This is a genomic window from Leptothoe kymatousa TAU-MAC 1615 (assembly GCF_018739865.1).
GTDB lineage: Bacteria > Cyanobacteriota > Cyanobacteriia > Phormidesmidales > Phormidesmidaceae > Leptothoe > Leptothoe kymatousa.
Map to the genome: position 1 here is coordinate 1,171,817 of NZ_JADOER010000004.1, position 20,919 is coordinate 1,192,735.

General features: G+C 50.2%; 10 protein-coding genes. 1 reads left to right on the top strand and 9 read right to left on the bottom strand.

All coding sequences use genetic code 11. The annotated features are described in order from the left end of the window. Positions 1-192 precede the first annotated feature (192 nt). The 4 genes from IXB28_RS07250 to IXB28_RS07265 form a co-directional block, all read right to left on the bottom strand. A complete protein-coding gene (locus IXB28_RS07250; RefSeq protein WP_215617854.1) occupies positions 193-2,277 on the bottom strand; it encodes a GAF domain-containing hybrid sensor histidine kinase/response regulator in 2,085 nt (694 codons plus the stop codon). A gap of 284 nt (positions 2,278-2,561) precedes the next feature. Beyond that, the gene (locus IXB28_RS07255; protein ID WP_215617855.1) at positions 2,562-3,749 is read right to left on the bottom strand and encodes an alpha/beta fold hydrolase; all 1,188 of its coding nucleotides are present in this window, start codon (positions 3,747-3,749) and stop codon (positions 2,562-2,564) included. Between the two features lie 101 nt (positions 3,750-3,850). After that, the gene (locus IXB28_RS07260; protein ID WP_215617856.1) at positions 3,851-5,461 is read right to left on the bottom strand and encodes a pyridoxal phosphate-dependent decarboxylase family protein; all 1,611 of its coding nucleotides are present in this window, start codon (positions 5,459-5,461) and stop codon (positions 3,851-3,853) included. A gap of 1,648 nt (positions 5,462-7,109) precedes the next feature. Beyond that, the gene (locus tag IXB28_RS07265) at positions 7,110-8,561 is read right to left on the bottom strand and encodes an alpha-amylase family glycosyl hydrolase (RefSeq protein WP_215617857.1); all 1,452 of its coding nucleotides are present in this window, start codon (positions 8,559-8,561) and stop codon (positions 7,110-7,112) included. 227 nt (positions 8,562-8,788) lie between these two features. On the opposite strand from IXB28_RS07265, the gene IXB28_RS07270 reads away from it, so the two are divergent. Beyond that, on the top strand, positions 8,789-10,894 hold the full coding sequence (locus tag IXB28_RS07270) for a serine/threonine-protein kinase (protein WP_215617858.1): 2,106 nt from the start codon (positions 8,789-8,791) through the stop codon (positions 10,892-10,894). Positions 10,895-10,978: 84 nt separating this feature from the next. On the opposite strand, the gene IXB28_RS07275 is transcribed toward IXB28_RS07270, so the two are convergent. The 5 genes from IXB28_RS07275 to IXB28_RS07295 form a co-directional block, all read right to left on the bottom strand. Then, positions 10,979-11,518: a GAF domain-containing protein gene (locus tag IXB28_RS07275; protein WP_215617859.1), complete on the bottom strand. Its 540-nt coding sequence runs from the start codon at positions 11,516-11,518 to the stop codon at positions 10,979-10,981. Positions 11,519-11,779: 261 nt separating this feature from the next. After that, the gene (locus IXB28_RS07280) at positions 11,780-14,089 is read right to left on the bottom strand and encodes a WD40/YVTN/BNR-like repeat-containing protein (protein ID WP_215617860.1); all 2,310 of its coding nucleotides are present in this window, start codon (positions 14,087-14,089) and stop codon (positions 11,780-11,782) included. A 508-nt stretch (positions 14,090-14,597) separates the two neighbouring features. Further along, complete coding sequence (locus IXB28_RS07285; RefSeq protein WP_215617861.1) at positions 14,598-17,477, bottom strand: ATP-binding protein; 2,880 nt, start codon at positions 17,475-17,477, stop codon at positions 14,598-14,600. Positions 17,478-17,499: 22 nt separating this feature from the next. Then, entirely contained in the window at positions 17,500-18,588 is a 1,089-nt protein-coding gene (locus tag IXB28_RS07290; RefSeq protein ID WP_215617862.1) for a sugar ABC transporter substrate-binding protein, read from the bottom strand. Between the two features lie 161 nt (positions 18,589-18,749). Continuing rightward, positions 18,750-20,660 (bottom strand): EAL domain-containing response regulator, encoded by a 1,911-nt coding sequence (locus IXB28_RS07295; protein WP_215617863.1) that lies wholly within the window; start codon positions 20,658-20,660, stop codon positions 18,750-18,752. Positions 20,661-20,919: the final 259 nt, after the last annotated feature.

A 20,919-nucleotide genomic window follows, 5' to 3' on the forward strand; every position in this document is an offset into this window, starting at 1 on the left:
ATGGTTATTTGTTTTAAAGGGTACCCAAAAAAATCAGGGTATGCGTAATCTGGACGGTATATGAATAAATATATCAAAATAAGTTGATGGATGTGTTGAATCGCAGCCAATCTAATGATTTCAACTAGGAATGATATGTCCTAAAGGCCGATGGTGGTGTGTGATCAAGCATGTTGATCTCAAAACGCCCCGCTACCTTATATGGGCTTCTAGCAGCTGGATAATGGCTTCATCGTCAAATTCGTCGGCCAGTTCTAGCAGCCGATTAGCAAATAATGTGTACTGCGGATTCCGCTGCTTAAGACGTTCGGCTTCCGCTTGAATATCTGAAATGTAGCCCTTTTCCGCCGATTCATGCAGTGATAGTAGTTCTGTTGGCGATGGCACAACCATCTCGCCAGCTGCATCGGTGGCAAGGGTGTTTTCAGTCTCTGTTTCATAACGCCAGGTGAGGTCTAGGGCTTGCTGAATTAGCTTGAAGAGTTCCTGGGCTTGAACAGGTTTGGGTAAAAAACTAAGAAATCCTGCTGATATACATTCTTGTTGGTCTAAACCTGATATGTGGGCGGATGAGGCAATGACAGGTACTGATTTTAACGCGGTTAACTGGTGTATTTGCTGAAGTAATTCATGGCCATTTACGTTAGGCATCAACAGGTCGGTAATCACCAGATCTGGGCAAAACGCTGTTGCTTTGTTGAACCCATCCTCACCATCTTCGGCTTCTAGCAGTTCGAAGCCCATGGGTTCTAAAAGGTTAACAATGACCGCCCGATTTTCCCAACGGTCGTCGACAACTAAAACTTTTCGACGTTGCCCCTCATATCCACTTAACCGTCCTAGCTGTTGTAAGTCTGTGTGCATCCAGTCCTTTGCCAGGGGACAAGTGATATCAAACTTGAATCGGCTACCTACCTCTGGGGTGCTCTCTACTTGGATCTGGCTTCCCATCAGTTCTAGGATCCTCTGACTGATGGATAATCCTAAACCGGTTCCCTCAATTCTGTGTTTTGTCTTCTCGGCTTGTTCAAAGGGCAGAAATATTTTCTCCAGGTTATCGGGGGCAATCCCAATCCCGGTGTCTATGATCTCAAAATGAAGCGATGTGGCCGCACTCTTATCCTTGGTCAGGGTAGACGTTACCTTTAGGATGACCCTACCGATTTCAGTAAATTTAATGGCGTTGCCAATCAAATTGAGTAAAACCTGGCGTAGCCGCTTTTCATCAGCCACGATCCCCGGGGGTAATGTATCGGGCGTTTCAAATATAAGCTGGAGCTTTTTTTGCTCTGCTCGAATGCGACAAATTTCTACGACGCCCTGGAGGAATGATGGGAAATGAAAGGGCTTAGTATTCAGCTCCAGTTTTCGCGCTTCAATTTTCGAGATGTCTAAAATATCGTTAATGAGTGTTAAGAGGTGCTGGCCGCATTGGGCAATGGTGTTGATGCTTTTGCGATCCTTCTCGGGACGTTCTTTTTGGGCTTGTAAAATTTGGGCGTAGCCCAAAATACCGTTGAGTGGCGTTCTTAGCTCGTGGCTGATATTGGCCAAAAACTCGCTTTTGGCATGGCTAGCACTGTCGGCCCGTTCTTTGGCTAGTTGTAGTTCTTGGGTTCTTGTCTGAATACGCTGCTCAAGCTGTTGGTTGAGTTGTTGTAAGTCGGCTTCGGCTTTGTGTCGGGCAAAGGCACCGCCAATGCTACCGGCAATGGCCCAAAGGCTAGAAATTTCTGTGGCTGTCCACTGGTGATGGGTTTTGCATTGGTCAAATCCGACAAAGCCCCAAAAGTGTTGTCGAATTAGGATAGGGGCAATTAGGATAGATAGGATTCCTTGGGGCTCTAGAATACTGCGTTCTGACTCTGGAAAGTCTTGCACTAACCCAACAACAGGTCTGCCCGCAGAAAGTTCCTCGTACCATCGGGGAAAAAAGTCGCGGTATAGCAAATTCTGCAAGTCTGGATTGTCAATTTCCGGGACGACGCCATCGGCCACCCATTCCCACCGTTGGCTCATGGCCGGGGCACGGGCGGTTGGGTGCTCATGGGTTTCAAAAATATAAATTCGATCAACTTGAGTTGCGGTACCTAATGCGGCGAGGGCCGTATTGATCGACTGTTCGTAATCGCTAACAGTTAATAAATAATTATTGGCGGTTGCAATGCCTTGAAGTAACCGCTCCGATGGACTTAGATGCTGTAGTTCCTCGGTGCTGGGTTGCAAGCTAATGGGGGGATAACCCTGTGTGTCATGAAACTGCGACGAGTTAGTCATCGGTATATTTTCTAAGAGATAGATGGCATATGACCTGTTATGGATATCGTGCGATAACAGGTGAATATGCCTGTTTGTCTCTATTTTCTTAAAATAAAATTTTATGAAGTATCCTAGGTTGCCCTGGACAATCCTTTAAATATTAGCTCTGTTATTTGAAAAGCTTCTGGCAATTTTTGTGAACCACCAAAAATCAGTGCCGCATTTGGTCTAGATACCTAGACCAAATGCGGCACTGATGATATTACACAATGGCGTTTGGGGCCTTGTTTTTTGCCTAGGGCTTATTTGGCAAAGGCATATTTGGGAATGGAAATTGAGGTGGTGGGCTGATTGACCAAAGGCGTTGTTAAGAAGTGTTGCATGGCCGGTTCGTATAGGTCAGGTTCCCGGAGAAAAGAATCGTGTCCTAACCTTGAAGAGAGTTTAATTAGCTGGTTGGGGATGTGGCTGGCTGTGAGTGTGTTGGCTAAGAGGGTTTGTTCTACCGGTGGAAAACAGGCATCGGAATCGATGGAAAAGATGAGCCAGTTTTGGTGCTGACAGTTTTTTAGCGATCGCAACGCAGTTGGATTTTGCAGGTCAATGCCAGGCTTCCAATTTTGCCAGGCGTGGAGCAGTCTTAAATAGCTATGGGCATTAAACCGTTGGGCAAAGCGCTTGCCTTGATAGAGCAACCAGCTTTCCAGCGGTTGATTTAATGGAAATGAACCATTTTTCTTCAGAGACTTATCCACCTTTTGGCTACAGTAGGTATCCACCTCTTCAGTCACAATATATTGCTGCATCGCAATCATCCTGGCGAGCACGAGTCCGTCTCCATCCTCAGTGTCAGCACTGGCGCCATGGGCTTGGGCCGCCAAATGGGATTCGATCGCCGTTGCCTGCTGAAAATTCGCCAACTGCATGGCAGGGGTTACCCTGATCCCGCTAGCAATGGACATCACGTTTTTAACCTGCTGCGGATATCGCAGCGCCATATCAAGGGCCAAATAGCCCCCAAAGGAAGCGCCGATCACCCCATGCAGCTGCGATATGCCCAAACGGTTGAGCAATTCCACCGTGGCATTGACTAAATCAGAAATTTGAGGGAATGGAAAACCCTCGCCCCAAATCTCTCCTGTTTTAGGGTTTGTACAAGCTGGTCCGGTGCTCCCATAGCAGCCGCCTAATAGGCTAGGGCATAGAATCCACCAGCGGTTAGTATCCAACGCCTTATTGGGGCCGATAAACGCATCCCACCAACCATAGTAACAATCTGGGGTCCAGTACTTTACGCCGGGGCCCTCTGCGTCAAAACCAGAGGCATGGTGGCTGGTGGTTAAAACCGGAAATAACAAAATCACATTGTCCCGTTCCGGTGATAGCTTACCCCAGGATTTCCAAGCCATCTTGGCTGTCCCAAGGGTGGAGCCATCCTGAAACTCAAATGGGTGATTGGGGGTGGCGATGGTTGTAAATTGTGTCGTCATAAAATTTCCGTTGGAGGTGAGCGAATACATTAGGTGGCGTTGCTGATTCTGGGGATGGTTGTATGGACCAAGCCCACAGCAGTTTCCGTGGATCGATTTATCTAGGCCTGAGCGGCTTGTCTGCCAATGTCAGCACTTGCCTGTACCGTGGCTTCAATGTCTGTGGCCTGGGTGCGAAAGTTCACTACACAGGCCCTAAGGGCAAGCTTGCCACCATGGAGTTTGGCCTTAGAGAGAAAGGCAATATTCTGTTTTTCTAGCTCTTCTAAAATATGGACCTGTAGATGATTGAGATCTTCTTCATTACCTTGGTATCCCTGGGGCTCCACTCGCCAACAAACAATGGACAGATCGGGCTCGGTCATGAGGACTAAATCGGGGGTGGTCTCAATCAACTTAGCCATATACTTAATCAGCCTAATATCTTGACCAATTTGGGTCCGAAACCCCTCTATGCCATGGGCCATTAACCCCAGCCACACCTTAAATGCCCTGGCCGGTCGAGAATTTTCAGGGGTGAAATCCACCAGGTCTACACCACAGGTATCTAGGAGATTTTGGTCCAGATAGGAGACCTGAAACCCAAAGGTTTGTCGGAGTGCGTGGGGATGTCTCACCAGCGTTACCCCCGCATCGAGGGGGCTGTACAACCACTTGTGGGGATCAAACGAGATAGAATCCGCATGGCGCATGGCCGCCATTTGGAAAGAAACCTCTGGCACCAGATAGGCGGGTAACCCATAGGCCCCATCAATGTGTAGCCAAATTTTCTCATCCTGGTTTTGGATCCATTCCACTAGGTCATCGAGGGGATCAATGGCGCCGGTGCCCACTGTGCCAGCGGTGGCAATCACCGCGACAGGAATGTGCCCCTGGGCCCGATCTTCTGCCACCATTTCAGCCAGGCGGTCTAGGCGCATGCGATAGAAGCTATCACTGGGGACCACCCGAATCGCTTCAGACCCCATTCCTAGGAGCTCAACGGCTTGGTGATGGCAGTAATGGGCCTGGTCGCTGGTGTAAAACTTTAAGCGCCCACTGCCCTCTGGACCTGCCACACCGTGACGTCTGACATCCCATGGACATTGCAAGTGTCGGGCCGTGGCACAGGCGATAATATTAGCCAACTGGCCACCGCTGGAGAAGATCCCCTCCCAGTCGGCCCCTAGATCAAACATTTCCTTGAACCATTCGATGCATTGGAGTTCAATGCTGGTGGCCCCTGGGGCAATGCGCCATAAATTATTATTTTGGTTAATGGCGGCTGTGAAAAATGCGCCTAAAACCCCCACAGGATCGGGGGATGAGGTGATGTAGGCCAACCACCTAGGATGGCCGTTATAGCCAGAATAATCAACAACCTTGTGTAGATGCCCTAACAGGGTATTAAACTCAACAGCTTTGACAGGGAGAGGCTGTTGAAAGACATTGCGAATGTGTTTTGCGTCATCATGGGGAACACACGGACGATTATCCCAGTTAGTGGAAGCCTTTTGCACTAGAAGATTAATTTCCGATGCAACTCGATCCCAAATTTCAGAGTTCCAGTCAAACCCTCGACAGATATGCTCTGTTGCTAAATTTATTTGGTTAGTTGAATTTGAGAGTTTAGGGGCAGGAAGATTAATAACGCTATTGGGGGCAAGGGTGCTGAATGATTTGCTATCCATGGGTAAATCGTTAATACGCTGGGGAATAAAATCGTGGGTCAATAAAATCTGGTATTGCCGATTTTCAGGACTAAACCTGTTTGTCGAGCCGTTGCACAGATTGTTTTATCCTCTAAATCAGCAGTGGTAAAACCTGCTATCCAACTGCTAAAACAGTTCGTCGCCTGGTATATGCATTTTTTAAGGACCTAACTGGCACTGCTGTCGATTTAGCGGCATTGACCAATTACGTCTTTGGGGTTAAACCTGATGTGCAATAAAGGTATTGTTGCTAATTCTCAGTACGGGTTTAATGGGTCTCTAGCTCCCTTAAACCCGACGGATAAAACGATCCTGAGAAGCTGAAAAGCTTCATTTTGCAAAGACTTTCCATGGTTTAATCTAGAAACTTTTGAGCTGTTGTTTCAGGGATTTCAAAAGAAGGTAGTTAAAAATTGAGTGAGATAAACCCATTGATATTGAGTCTTTAGGGGAATGCACATAAATAAAATCCCCATCACAGAATATGTCGTAGAACCTCCTCCCCTTACGAAGGGGAGGTGCCGTAGGCGGAGGGGTCTGGACCGATAGCGCTAACTGTCGATAACCCCCTGTAAGTCCCCCTAAGCCCAAAGGGCAGGCTTTGCCAACGTAAGGGGGACAGCACACCTCGAACATGTCTCAAAGAGGTAGATTATTTTCATGCAGACGCCTTAGTCGTTGACTGAGGAGCTGTTAAGAAACTAATTCACGGCTTAATCCGAAAAGGCTTGTTAAGCCATGCTTTTAAGGAAAAAGACCATGATTTTGATTTTTAACCAGCCCTTACCAAGGAATGGTGAAAGAAGAGATGATTGTAATGCTCATGCTTCCATAGCCCCTTGGCGGCCAGAGAAGGGAACTACTTCTTGGCGGTGGCAACGACCTGGTGCCAGAATCCAGATGATTTAGATATTTGGCCTGAGTAGACAGGGTCTTTCGATAATGGCGATTTGAGTAGCAATAACCACTGCAAAAAGTGCCTTTCGATAATGGCGATTTGAGTAGCAATAACCACTGCAAAAAGTGCCTTTCAAAAATGGCGATTTGAGTAGCAATAACTACCGTAAAAAGTGCCTTTTGAAGACGGTGAATTGGGTAGAAATGACCGCTGTACACGGGGTCTTGTGAAGACGGTGATTTGAGTAGAAATAACCGCTTAGGACGATGAAATATACAGGAAACGGAAGAAAAATTGTCCTTGTCTTCACAAGAACTGTTTTACACTTTGTCTTTACTACATAAAAACCGTAGGTACTGATTTAAGGCGTAGCAAAAAACACATTGATCCTGTTGAGAAATACCTGTATTTTATCCGGATGATGACAATGTATTGGGTTTATAAGGGCTTTGATAGCATTGATAATGCGTTGAATTACTGAGGTGTTTCCCTATTAGCCATTCGTCGAGTTTTGCCAAAGCAGCTTGTGGTCAGCGGGCGGGCGGGCGCCACATTATTGATAAATAGATAGCTAGATTGGGTGGCTTTGTAAAATGAGCTACATTTAAGAGCTCAGACCATTGGCTAGTTTTGTTGCCATTTGGCGTTTTGGTGTTATTTTCACGGTCTCTACGAAGAAATTACGGTCTACTTGTCTAGGTATTTTCCTGTTGGTGGAGATCGCTGATGAGATTCTTATATTCGTCCCAGGATTGTTTCAGGCCAATGGCTTTATTCGCTGGTCCAAAGGTGGGCACTGCGCGGGGCCAGGGTTAGGGTCAGGGATGGGGCGCTAATTTGGATTGGGGGATCTTCTGTTAACAGATCCCTGTAGGGATGAAACCACTTAAATCGTGATTGGGTGTCGACCCTGATGGTTTTGGGGCTGTTGCATTTGTTGATGGCCGCAATGCCAATGTTGTCCCGTCGCCATAGCAGGGTGCAGCTATCGGTGTAGAGAACGTCCATGGATGTGCCCTGCATTTGGTTATGGAAGCTAATCATTTGGGTGATGCGATCTCTATTCCAAACATTGTGCCAACGCCCCTGATCGATCTGACCAAAGGGCGGGGGTGCCGTGGTGCCATCGTCAAACACCATGGGGGTGCCCCCATCTCGCCCCAAAATATAGGCATAGGCCAGTTCTTCATCAACGGGATCCAAAATCCAAGAGCGAAAGGGATCGTTATAGGGAATATCGTGGGTGGTAACCACGGTTACAGCGCGGGAGGGCTCTAAGGCGTTGCCCGTTTGGTCGGGATGGGCAATGGCCGATAGGGGTTGCCCAGGGCTAAACGCCGTTTTAATCGCATTGAGTAAAGGAAAGTCATAGGCGGCAAATTCCCCTGGCAGCGTTTGTAAATAGGGGGCTAAAAATAGGCCGTAGTCATGGGTGCCCACACCGCCGCTGGTGATAATCTCTGCAAAAACATAGGCATTTTTGATCACCTCATCCGGCATAAAGGACCGAATGGCCTCCGTCGGCATATGCTTGGCGGCATCGATGCGAAATCCACGTACCCCCAGGTCATATAGCGATCGCACATATTGTTGTCGCTGGTGTAGCACCCAAGGATGGTCGGCGCTAGTGTCCTTTAAGTCGGGCAGCCCCGGATCGTCCCCGCCGCCACAAATGCGCCCATGGGTCACTTCATGGTGATTGTCGTAGTCGCGAATACATTGGGGGGGATGGAAGTCCTGGGGGCTAAACAGCCCTTGATTTAAGTTTCCATATAGTCGCTGTTGTTCCCAATAGTCGGGATCCTGGCGATATTGTCGCAGGGTGTCAGGCCCCGGAAAGGTGGTAGTGCCATTGCGTTCATTGGCCATGTGGTTGACCACCACGTCGGCATAGGTGAGCACGCCCGTGGCTTTCAGGGCCTCGACCATGGCCACAAAACTCTCCTTGTTGCCATCGCAGTTGTCAATGACCCGCAGATCCTGGGGCTGATAGCGCTGATACCAGCGACACTGGGCCGTGATGGGAGATTTCACCGGTGGGGTGACCAGTACGGCCCCATATCCAGCGGTGGCAATGGCTGCGGCTCGGGCTGCCACCGTATCGTAGCTCCAGTCAAAAGCATGGAGGATGACGTCGTTTTTAGGGCCAGCCTGGGGGGCCGAAGCCAGGGGAATCAGTGCGGTCAGTAACGCGAGGCAGAAGACAGCCAAAGAGCGGAGCATACGGGACACATGGACATGGGCTAAACCATGCTAGGCCATGGCCGATTTTAGGGTCGCCATCGTGAATAAACTCTTCAAATTCCAGGATCCTAAAGAACGGATGGTACATTATCAAAGTTGAGCAATCCCCTAACGCTTGCTGTGGTTAGCTGTAGGGGGTGTATGCGTTCCTTGTGATCCTGGGGGGCACCCTCCCAAATTACCAAGGTCGTTTTTCAGGGTAGCTAATGAGTTTATGCATTAATCCCAGTTGTTCTCGGCCCGATCATCCGAACAATAACGAATCGAGTAGCTGTCAAGCCTGTGGGACAACTCTGATTTTGATGGGGCGCTATCGTGTTATGCGGCTGCTTAGCGACCAAACTGGCTTTGGTACGGTATATGAGGCCTACGAGCGGGATTCACCCAAAATTCTAAAGGTTTTGCGGCCAGAGCATGGCAATAATACAAAGGTTTTGGCCATGTTTCACCATGAGGCCTCGGTGCTCAGCCGTCTGCGCCATCCAGGGGTGCCGTTTGTGGAACCCGACGGATATTTTCAGGTTTTGCCCACCACCGCAACGGTGCCCCTGCACTGCATTGTGATGGAAAAAATTGATGGCCTCAATTTGACCCAATGGATGCAGCAGCAAGGCAATCATCCCATTCAAGCGCAGCAGGCGATCAAGTGGTTGACCCAGCTGGTGAAAATTTTGGACCAGCTGCACCAAAATAGCTATTTCCATCGAGATATTAAGCCCCAGAACGTGATGATTCGCACCAGCGGGCAGCTGGCCCTGGTGGATTTTGGGGCGGCTCGGGAAGTGACCCAAACCTATTTGGCCCAGGTGAGCCGCGGTGGGGTGGCCACGGCCATTAGTTCTGCGGGCTACACCCCCCCCGAACAGGAACATGGCCAGGCGGTGCCCCAGTCTGATTTTTATGCCCTGGGGCGCACCCTAATTTACTTGCTAACCGCCAAGGCCCCGACGGATACAGCCTTGTACGATGCGTTGCACAACCGGTTTGATTGGCGACCCCATGCGCCTCAAATTTCGCCGGGGTTGGCCAATTTATTGGATAGCATGACGGCTGCACGGGTGGTGGACCGGCCAGTTAATGCCCAGGTGATTTTGGCGCAACTAGAGCAGTTGGGCCCCCAGGAGCCGTCCGTGGTGGCGACTGTGCCAGAAACCTCCCTGCCCATTAATAGTTTTTTCTCGGCCCAGACCCCACCGGGCCCAGATGCAATGGCGGCCCCGGATGCGACATCTGTGCAAAGGGGAATTACCACCCCCTCCTGGCAAACGTTGCCCAAAACCGCACCTAAGCGGCGGCGGCCTAAACGGGCGCTCCTGGTGGTGGGACTTTTGCTAATGGTCCTGGGCGCGATCGCAATTCGCCGCTACCCCAGGGAACCGGCCACTTTCTCCCCCAATCCCCAAGTTGCCATTGCCCAGCGGGGGGTGCAGCTACAGCGCACCTTGCCCAACCACAGCAGCACCATTAACGATCTGCTGTTATTTGTCGATGGGTTGCGCATGGTCAGTGCCGGGGCCGATAACTCGATTCGTCTATGGGATTTAACCAATGGCAAGCAGCTGGAGGCTTGGGATCAGCAAACCAGCTTTGTCAATACGATTTTGCTGAGCCCGGATGAAACCCGGCTCTACAGTGGCAATGCCGACGGGACCTTACAGGGGTGGGTGGTCGCCAATGGTAATTTACTGTGGCAAAATTCGGCCGCCCACCAGGGTCCGGTTAATGTCATTACCCGGACCCCCGATGGGCAAAAGTTGGTCAGCGCCGGGGCCGATGGGTATGTCCATGTTTGGCAGGCCAGCACCGGCAAGTTGATGACGTCTGTAAAAGCGGAACAAGGACCGATTAACAGCCTGGTGGTGACCTCAGACAGTCGATACATTATTACCGCCGGCAGCGATCGCACCATTAACTTCTGGAATTTCGACACCGGAAAATCAGAGCGCACCCTGACCGGTCACGAAAGTTTTATCAATGCCCTGGCCATTAGTCCCGACGGTCGTTTTTTATTTAGCGCCAGTGCCGATGGCACCATCCGCCAGTGGAAAGTCAAAACGGGCAAACTGCTCCGCACCTTAGTGGGGCACACCAGCTATGTAAATGACATGATCTTCAGCCGCGATGGCCAAACATTAAGCACCGGCAGTGCTGACAAAACCGTACGCATTTGGAATGTGGAAACAGGGACCCCCGAGCAGGTGCTGACCGGATTTGGCATGTTTATTGACCACTTGCTGATTTTGCCGTCCCAGCAAATGATCACCGCCAGCCGTGCCGAAAACGCGATTAAAATCTGGCAAGAGATGCAGTAGTCAACCCGCATCAAAGGCGGGCCTAGTCGCCTTTGCGACAGGCCTCGTCGCCTTTGCGACACCTAGTCGCCTTGTTGGCGACACCTAGTCGCCCCTAATGGAAGACGCCGAGGACAGCGTAACGGCCCCGGCCCGCATTTGTTCAATATCAGCCTCGGACCATGCCTTGGGGCTCCGACAGTTGTGGGCAACGAGCAAGCCCCATAGTCCCTTGTCCGTTAACACCGGCACCACTAAGTTGGCCCGCACCCGCAAATGACGCAGAAAATCGCGATGGCAGGGTTCAATAGATGCGGTTTCCACATCTTCAATCGCCCGGATCCGTCCGTCTAGATAAAGGTCTGCATATTCATCGTTAAAACATTGGTCGGGGCCGGTGGAACCATAAATCGAAAAGTCATTGTCACTCAACGATTCAAAGGTGACCTGGCCTTCCCATTGGTTATAAAAGTAATAGATGGCCACTCGGTCGACCTGGAGCGATGAACGGATGGTATCAGTCGTTTTTTGTACCAACTGATCGCGCTGCATACTATCGCTCAGGCGTTGCAGAATCGATTGCATCGCACCGGCTTCCGAATTGCGCCGTTGCATATGAATCTCGGGGTCAAATTGTATCGACATATATCGACAAAGTAAAAGCAGCACTTCTCAGCATTAATTTTGTTGTACCACCTACTGTAGGAATACAGACATTTGTTTATAGAGTCTTAAGCCTGCACCAGTTTTCAAGGGTTCTTTTTTTATTACTTCTTAAGATTTGATGGCTGCGGGGGTTGCTTTAAGGGGCGTTTAGCTATCCCCGGTGGATGAAGTCGGAGTTCGCAGGTCGGAGGTCCTTAGCTGGATTTTTCGGCTTAATGCTAATAGCGGTGAGGGGCGTGGTTAAACAAATAGGACTGCGATCGCAAGTCCGGTGACCACCGTGGCTGCCCCCATGCGCATGGGTCGGCGTAGCCAGGTTGTTTTCTGAATAAACTGGGTGATGGTACTCAAAAAGCCGTAGCATATCAGTCCGGCGATGCAGGCTAGGCCCATCTTTAGCAATGCCTTTTGGTAAATGTGCACAAAGAACTGAGCCTGGTTGAGGGTGGAATATTGGTAGTTGCTATGGTCGGCAAAAATCTTCGCATCGGGTAGCCGGGTTGTTGTCCAACGCTCACCGCCATCGATGGACTTAAAAATCTCTCCAGTCACCGCGCCAAAGCCAAACAGGGTTTGATCTTGACCATAGTTGGGCGATAGCACCAGGGGCATGGCCCCATATTCAAAGTTGTTCACAATCGCCAGGGGCACCGTGGCATCACCCAAGGGGGTAAAGGTGCGACCCCCGTCTGTGCTTTTTACCAGCCCGGTGCCCCGCGCGCTAACAAACAGGGTTTGATCGTCACCATAGCTAGGGGAAACGGCAACAGCTTCAATATAGGGATGGTCACCGTAGATGGTGCTCGCAACTAAATTCCAGGTGTCGCCGCCGTCTCGGGTTTCGAAGAGGCCATCGTCGGAGCCCAGCCACAGGGTTTGATCTGCCCCATAGTTAGGGGAAATGGCCAGCTTTAGCTTTAGCCGACTTTGGAATTGGTCTGGGGCCATCATCGCTGTCCAAGACCGGCCCCCATCCGTGGTTTTGTACACCCCTTCAGCACCGGTCATAAAGACGGTTTTGTCTTGGCCATAGTTGGGGGAGACCACCATAAAGGGGGACTCATTACCCACATGGCGGCCCAACTCACTCATTTTCTTAAAGGATTTGCCCCCATTGTCGGAGCGGTAAACCCGGCCGGCCTGGGTGCCCACAAACACTGTTTTATCCTGGCCATAGTTGGGCGACGGTGCGATCGCCAGCGCCCGTTCCCAACCTTCAAACCGCTGGAGCTTCCAGCCTTTATTTTGGGTATATCGCAATACGCCATTATTCAAAATGGTGGCAAACAGGGTTTTGTCCTGGCCATAGTTGGGCGAAAACGCCAAGGACTGAAACCGGCGGGGGTCGTCGTTGCGCTCAATGGGTTCAAATTGATCGGTAAAGAACGGCAGCTCTAGGCCCTGAGCCATGGGGGTCCAACTATCGCCGCCATTGGCGCTCATATAGGCTTCGCCCACGTAGGTTACCGCCACCAGGGTGTTGTCGGTGGCATAGTCGGGTGATAGGGCTAGGGCCATGGGAATATCCCCGGGCAAGGTGTCCAGCTGGGTCCAATCGTCCCCCTGGTTGGTGGTCTTAAACAACCCGTTAAAGCCGCTGGCTAGGACCGTTCCATCTTGGTTAAAGCTGGGGGAAATGGCCAGGTCGGTAAAGTGGGCGTAGCCCATTTTGTCGGCTTGGGGGGTTTTGGTCAGTCCCCGGTCGACGGGCTGCCAGCTATCGCCGCTGAAGTAAAACACCCCTTCATTGGCGGTTGACCCGTAGAGGGTGAAGTCACGGCTGCCAGGGGTGTTGGCGCTAACCAGGTCCTGAATATTGGTTTCGGGCAATCCCTGGTTTAGGGCCGTGAGGGTTTGGCCACCGTCGGTGGTGGTGAGTACCCCCTGGCCCTCGGTGCCCACCCAGAAGGTGTTGGGGTCTGGCGCAAGGCTGATGCTGGTGATGGCGCTGTCGGTGCTACCTAGGGTAGACCAGGTTTTGCCCCCATCTTTAGACTGGTAGAGCTGTCCCTGCTGGTCCCCGACAATAATATGAGTCGCGGCAGTTGCGATCGCGCCCACCGGCTGTTCTGTTGCCAAAGCCAAGGTCCAGCTATCGCCATCGCGGCGATAGACATTGCCATCATGGCCCGTGACAAACACCTGGTCGGCATCCGTCGTCGAAACCGCCACCCGGTCTAGGGCGAGTTCTGGCAACCCTTGGTTAATCCGCTGCCAACCCTCTCCCCCATTTTCCGATTCGTATACGCCATCGCCCTCGGTGGTTAAATAGAGGTGTTGCGGCTCTGTGGCCCCAATGGCAAAGGCCGTCATCGGCCCTCGGTGGTCTAACCCCTGCACCTGGCGCTGCCAAGTGGTGCCACCGTCCCTAGACTTCAAAAAATTTCCTCGAACCAGCAGGTACATGGTTTGATCCTGTTGGTAGCTAGGGGATAGTTCCACCTGTTGCACCACATCGTGGGGATCGTGGGCTTGGGCCTGCCCGAGGCTAAAGCAGCCCACTAGCAATGCCGTAACAACACCGAGAAAAAAATGCTTTTTATAGTCCATAATGCCGCATGGGATCAAGAAGCCGCCTAGCTTGATGCGCTTTGCCTAGTGATTGACTTGGGAGAAATACGTAAAGCTTCAAAGGGAGAACAATCCTTCAAGCTGTTCTAAATCCAATGAATCAAAGACTTCAATATTGCTGTTCTTTCGGATGGTTTTATCTTCCCAATGCAAAAGCTTAGGAGCTGTTAAGAAACTACTTCACGGTTTAGTCCCGAAAGGCTTGTTAAGTCATAATTTAAATGGAAAAGACCATGATTTTATTTCTAAACAAGCCCTTAGTCAGTAAAACTGATTGGTTTACGTTCTTAAATCAGTAATGGCAATAATCTAGCTAAGGCGGACTCATTGTTCCCTGGGGACACTGAAAATAAACGTGATCAGGGTAGCATGTAACAACAAAAATAGTTGTTGTTTGACGGGGCTTTATTGATAAAAAGAACAATATGTGTTGATTGTTGTCTGTCTAGTTGTCTTTGGGCGTTTCCCTACATCGTTCGAGGGAAATCTACACTTCGTCCGCTAGCATTTGGAGGATTAAGTCATAGCGAAAATCATGGGTATACCCTTCCAGGGTGGCTACCAATGATGATTTGTCAGCAGGTGCCTGAGCCAGCAAGTCCAGAATCATGGGGCTACTGAGATGTTTGGCTGCTGTTTTCAAATCTTGTTTCCAACTGGCTGGCATGGCCTGTAGCTGTTGGTGTATTTGAGTTGCGTCTGTGGTATTTGCAGGGCCAGGTGTCGGATGTGGGCTGGCCTCATCTTCGTATAGATAGGTTACCTGTAGGTGTTGGGCAAGTTTGTCCCATAGCTCCTGTTCCATAAAGGGTTTACTCACAAAATCGTCACAGCCTGCTGCATAGGCCTGCTGCTGTTGTTCTTCCAGGACCTGGGCCGTGAGGGCAATAATCACTGGGGGGGAAGGCTGTGCTTTGATGCGGCGAGTGGCTTCTAATCCATGCATGCCGGGTAAACACATATCCATCCAAATTAATTGGGGCTGCCATTGTTGTGTAACCTCAATGGCAGCTTGGCCATCGCCAACGGTCTGTACGTCGAAGCCCAGGTGAGACAGCAAACGGACCATGAGCTGCTGGGTGTCGGGCTGATCTTCAACCACTAATATTTTGAGCGTACTTTGACCTGGGGCTAGACCGACAATCCGTCGGGTGGCTTGGGCCGCAGCGTTGGTTGGGGGCTGCTGTGTTGCAATTTTTATGGGGATGGTAAAGGCAAAGGTTGTGCCTTGGCCCAGGGCACTGTCGACGCTGATGTGTCCCCCCATTAGCGATACAAATGTCTCACTAATGGGTAACCCTAACCCGGTTCCCTGCCCATGCTTTTGACCCAATGTGGCTTGGGTAAAGGGTTCAAACAGGTTGGGGATATCGGCGGCGGCGATGCCGGGGCCGGTGTCGGTTACCAAAAAGGTGAGCTGATGGTGGCTATGGTCCCATTGGACGGTGAGTGCAACACTACCCTGGTCGGTAAATTTAATCCCATTGCCCACCAGGTTGATTAAAATTTGTCGTAATTTGCGTTCATCATTGTAGATATGGTGGGGCAGGTCTGGCGGAAATTCTAAGGAAAAGTCAATTCCTTTTTTATATGCTTTATGACCCAACATCTCCTTGAGGGTGATGAGTAAGTGATGCAGATTAAAGTTGCCGTAGGTGAGGGTGCTTTGACCTGCTTCGATTTTGGACATTTCTAGAATGTCGTTGATCAGGGTGAGTAAATGTTCTCCGCTACGATTAATGATGGCTAGTGTCTGTTGTTGCTCGTTATTTAAGTTTTGGTCGCGGGTCAGCAGCTGACTAAAACCTAAAATTGAGTTGAGGGGTGTTCTCAGTTCATGGCTCATGTGGGCTAAAAATTTGCTCTTTGCCTGGTTGGCCAATTCGGCATCTTCCTTGGCTTGGGAAACCTTGTTTTCAGCCCGTTTGCGGGCCGTAATATCTTTTGCGCAGATCAATGCGCAGTGTTGCTGGTTTAGCAACATCAGTTCGGCGGAGATTAAATACGTTTGTCGCGGCTTGTTGGGTTTATCGATTTCGATTTCCCAGTCGTGGATAGCGCCCTGGTGTTGCAGGGCCTGGGGAAAGAGTTTGGGGTGTTTGGGGTGTTTGAATTGAAAAACTGCTGACGGTGTACCAATTACCTCAGATCGATCGCGATCGCAAATGGCAACCATGGCCTCGTTTACTTCGATATACACCCCGTCTGGAAAGGTGGTGATGGCCATGGGGTCTGTGTTTGAATAGAACGCTTTGGAAAATTTTTCTTGCGATCGCTGTAGTTCCAAGGTGCGTTGATTGACCTGTTCTTCAAGAGAGGCATATAAGCTGGCATTCTCTTGGGAAATGGTGCTCAGCAATGACGATAGCTGGGCGAGTTCATCGTGGTGTGGAAAATTGAGGGGCGCGATGGGCTGCCCTTGGCGAGTGTCTTGCACCGCTAAGCTAAGCTGCCGCAGAGGTTTTACCAGCCGTTGTCGAGTAAATCTAAAGGTGCTCCAGACAATGTAAAGAATAACGCTGCTGATAAACAGCAGGATCACTAGGGGAAAAATCAGATCCGCTAGGACTTCTTGGAGGGGTTGTTCGACCATGGCATACCAGGGAACGCTGTCCATGGGATGGGCACTGGCTAAGACCCATTGCTTTCTTAAGCCTGGATAAATTGATAAATCAGCTGCATAAATAGACTCTGGGGTTTTACCCTCAAGGTGATTGAGTCTAGGGGCCTCGTTGGCTATTTGGGGCGCACGGTAGCTAATAATTTCACCATTTTCAGTGGCCAGGTAGCTATAGCCGGTGCGCCCCACCTCAATATCAAGGGTGGTATCCCAGAGTTCTGTAAGATCTAAACGGGCCAGCAACATGCCCTGGGGTAGGCCAATATCGTCTAAGACGGGGACAACAATTTCGATATAGGGTTGGGTATCTGCATATTGCAGATGGCTCACCCTCACCTGGCCCACTTCAGGGGGCTGTTTTAGCCAGGGGATAGAATAGTTCGTTTTTTGTTGAGGTTGGCCAAAGGCTTGTACCTGATTAATAATTTTCTGTTGATTGTCGAGATAGATGATTTCTTGCAGAGACGGGTAGCGGGTTAAGAAATAGCGCAGGTTAGTAGTCTCGACCTGGCTGGTGTGCAGCGTTGACCCTGTAAGCAACAAACTACTTTCCAAATCTAGCAGCAAGATATCGAAGGTTTCGGCGGCACCTTGGGTAAGTTGCTGCAAACTATGGTGGACGCGATTGATTTGGCGACGTCCCCCCTCGATTAAGGTGCTGCCTAAACCCATAAAGGCAATCAAGCTGAGTAGGAGAACTCGCCAGTTGATTTGTTGATTTAGGAACTGGTTTTGGTTAGGCAACATCAGTCAAGACCATGGATGGCGGTTAAAATCTGCAGCTGGGGGAGATGTTTAAAGGAGAGTTTACCGAGTGATCGGAGAGGTTAGCCTGGGAAAGCAACTGGGGGGTGGGTAGGTAAACCACCTCAGGAAAGGTTTCATTGTTTTCCAAGTGTCTCACCATCAGTTGTATCGCTGTTGGTGTAGTGGTTAATTGCATGGCGGTGGCGGCCAGGGTGCCATGGGCGATGGCCGCTCTGGCGACGGGAATGGCGTCATAGCCCGTAATCAAGATATCTGGACGTTGGGCTGTTTGGGTTGCGATCGCAGCGCCGAGGGCCATGTGGTCACTGGCTGCAATAATGGCATCTACCTTGGGAAACTTGGTTAACCATTGTTCTGTAATAGTCTGAGCGGTTTGACAGCTCCACAGGGCCGTTTCCGTATCCAAAATGGTGATATTTTGGCCCTGCAGCCCGGCCACAAAGCCGTGGCGACGGTCCAAGGCGTTTTTTTGATATTTAGGACCTTCGATAATTAGCACATTGCCTGTGCCCTTGAGCCGCTCGGCCACCCACTGACCCATGGCCTTGCCCCCCTCAAAATCATTAAAGGTCACTAGGGTTAGCACCTGGGCGGAATTAATCGGGGTACCCACGGCCATAATGGCGATGTTTTTTGCGATCGCTTTTTCCACCACGGGGACCAGCTGGTTCGAGTCCCTCGGCCCAATCACAATGCCGTCAATGTCATCCCGCATAATCAGCTCATTCAGCAGCTGTATTTGCTGTCGGATACATTCCTGTTCCTGGCTACAGTCTTCCCCCACGTAGGCCAGTTCAGTGTCCACTCCCAGTTCCTGGGCTGTTTCCTGGGCCGTTTGCCACATATGGCACCACACAATTTCTGGACAGTCCTGGTCCGATATATTTTCATGCCCCTTAGGACCATCTTGACTGACAAAGATAATTTTCCAGGGTTGGGTGGCAGGTACCACAGTCTCCAAATCAGCGCTTGTGGCCGCTGGGGGGAGATCAATGTTGGAAGATTGTTGAGCTGCGGGTGCAGACGTTTGCGGCACCTCAATTTTCTCCGCTGGGCAACTCCCCAACAACCCGCTGAGACAAATGACCATTGCCCATCGGCCTAAACGGCTTGGCACAACGCTTTCTATAAACGGTTGATAGTTCACCATGCCGTCCAAATGTCCCTCTGATGCCGTTCAGGGTATAAGTATTCCCCGTGATTCTACCGAAACTATCCCTGGGCAGTCGTTGTGTAGAGAAAAAGGCTGCTTTAGATTGCCTGGGTCTGAATAAATGTAGCAGCTTTTTGACTATCCACCGGTTTGCCAAACCGGTAACCTTGACCATAAACACAGCCCAGGTTAGCTAATGTCTGAGCTTGGTCACAGGTTTCGATTCCTTCCGCAATAGTCTCTAGCTGTAACGCCTGGGTCAGATTGAGAATGGCTTGTAAAATATTGAGACTATCCCGGCTAGACTCCATATCCTGGATGAAGGTACGATCTATTTTGACCGTATCGATGGGCAGATGTTTCAGGTAGCTTAAGGATGAGTAACCGGTGCCAAAATCATCAATGCTGACCTTTACTCCCTGTTTCCTAAGGGATGTCAGGGTATCTAGCACAGGCTGAGGGGTTTTCATAAAGATACTTTCAGTCACCTCTAATTTAATCCAGCTTGGATTCACCTGGGTGTGTTGGAACACGGCCAAAATCTTGTTAAGACAGTCTGGGCAGGTTAACTGATCGATGGAGACGTTAATACTCAAAAACAGGGGCCGTTTGCCCTGTTGATTCCATTGGGTAATTTGTTGACAGGCGGTTGCCAATACCCAATCTCCTAGGGCTTCTATCAGCCCTGTTTTTTCAGCTAAGGGGATAAAGACGCTGGGGGGAATAAAATCAGCATCGAGGGCTGGCTGCCAGCGGGCTAAGGCCTCATAGCCCACAATGGTGGAGTCTGTCGGATCGGGGGATAGGGCAACAATGGGTTGGTAGTAAACCTGTAGCTGTTGTTGTTCAATGGCCTGGCGGAGTTGCCCTTCGAGTTCGAGTTCATAGAGTGCCTGCTGATGCATTTCAGGTTTAAAGAGCTGACAGCTACCCTGCTGTTGTTTTTTTGCCTGAACCATAGCGAGTTCCGCATCTCGCAACAAATATTCAGCGTTGGCCCCCTCCGTATCGGCTAGCACCATACCAATGGTGGCGTTAATGTTAATGTTTAGATTGTTGAAGCGGATGGGCACAGCTAGCTGGCGTTGCAGGTTGTTCACAATCGTGTCGGTGCTGTCGTTGACTGTGGTGATGGTGAGGGCAATGGCAAATTCATCGCCCCCCAGCCTAGCCACCAAGCTGTGTGTGGGAACTGTTGCCGTAATGCGTTTGGCGATCTCTCTCAGTAGCCGATCGCCCTGGTGGTGGCCGAGGGTATTGCTAATGGATTTAAAGCGATCGCAATCCACCAGCACCAGTAAACACTGAACCGTTTCAGATTGGGAAGATTGTTGAATCATCTGCAGGGTTGTTTCTAAATGCTTAAGCAACAGGGTACGATTGGCCAACCCCGTTAACGAATCGTACTGAGCCATATACAGTAGCTGTTCCTGGGTGTGTTGCCGCTCCTGCATTTCCCGTTGCAGTTGTTGGTTCGCCGTTTCTAATTGTTGGGTGCGGTCTACAACCCGTTGCTCCAACTCTTGGTTTAGCTGACGAATTTGCTCTTCCACTTTCCTTTGGGCTAGCAAGGTGGCCTGTAATTGTTGATTTTGTTGTTTGAGTTGATCTTTTAGCCCATGCAGTTCTAATTGCAAATTTACCCGAGCCAGCACCTCCGGGAGATGAAACGGTTTGGTAATATAATCTGCCCCGCCTAGCTCCAAGCCTTTTACTTTATCGGTAACCTCGCCCAGGGCGGTAATAAAAACAATGGGAATATCCGCTGTTTTAAGATTTGTTTTGAGCCGATGACAAACTTCAAAGCCATCCATCTCCGGCATGGTGATATCCAATAAAATCAAATCGGGCGGGTCCGTTTCTGCCCCCATAATTGCCAGGGGGCCATTAATGGCACTGCGGACGTCAAATCCCTCTTGTTTCAATGTCTTTGATAAAAGACGAAGATTGTCCGGTAGATCATCCACAATTAAAATTTTTGCTGGGATGGGGGATCTCACCTGGATCATGGGTAGTATCACCTGTGAAAATGCTAACCGCTTTAGACGTGCCGTAAAATCAGCCCCATTACTATAATTCGATGGTGCCGATCCTCAAGATGATTTTTACCTATGTCATTATGGGATAGTGCATTTGCCTATTTGTTGTTGCTATTTGTTAAATCAGTAGCGGCCCGTTGTCAAACGGTCCGTTGTCAAACGGCCCGTTGCCAAACGCCCGTTGCCAAACGGCCCGTTGCCAGTATTATTAGCGGGCATATTCGTTTTT

Bases quoted from the DNA above. Each gene is read 5' to 3' on its own strand.
- IXB28_RS07250 (WP_215617854.1), bottom strand. From the start codon at position 2,277: ATGACTAACTCGTCGCAGTTTCATGACACACAGGGTTATCCCCCCATT.
- IXB28_RS07255 (WP_215617855.1), bottom strand. From the start codon at position 3,749: ATGACGACACAATTTACAACCATCGCCACCCCCAATCACCCATTTGAG.
- IXB28_RS07265 (WP_215617857.1), bottom strand. From the start codon at position 8,561: ATGCTCCGCTCTTTGGCTGTCTTCTGCCTCGCGTTACTGACCGCACTG.
- IXB28_RS07270 (WP_215617858.1), top strand. From the start codon at position 8,789: ATGAGTTTATGCATTAATCCCAGTTGTTCTCGGCCCGATCATCCGAAC.
- IXB28_RS07275 (WP_215617859.1), bottom strand. From the start codon at position 11,518: ATGTCGATACAATTTGACCCCGAGATTCATATGCAACGGCGCAATTCG.
- IXB28_RS07280 (WP_215617860.1), bottom strand. From the start codon at position 14,089: ATGGACTATAAAAAGCATTTTTTTCTCGGTGTTGTTACGGCATTGCTA.
- IXB28_RS07285 (WP_215617861.1), bottom strand. From the start codon at position 17,477: ATGTTGCCTAACCAAAACCAGTTCCTAAATCAACAAATCAACTGGCGA.
- IXB28_RS07290 (WP_215617862.1), bottom strand. From the start codon at position 18,588: ATGGTCATTTGTCTCAGCGGGTTGTTGGGGAGTTGCCCAGCGGAGAAA.
- IXB28_RS07295 (WP_215617863.1), bottom strand. From the start codon at position 20,660: ATGATCCAGGTGAGATCCCCCATCCCAGCAAAAATTTTAATTGTGGAT.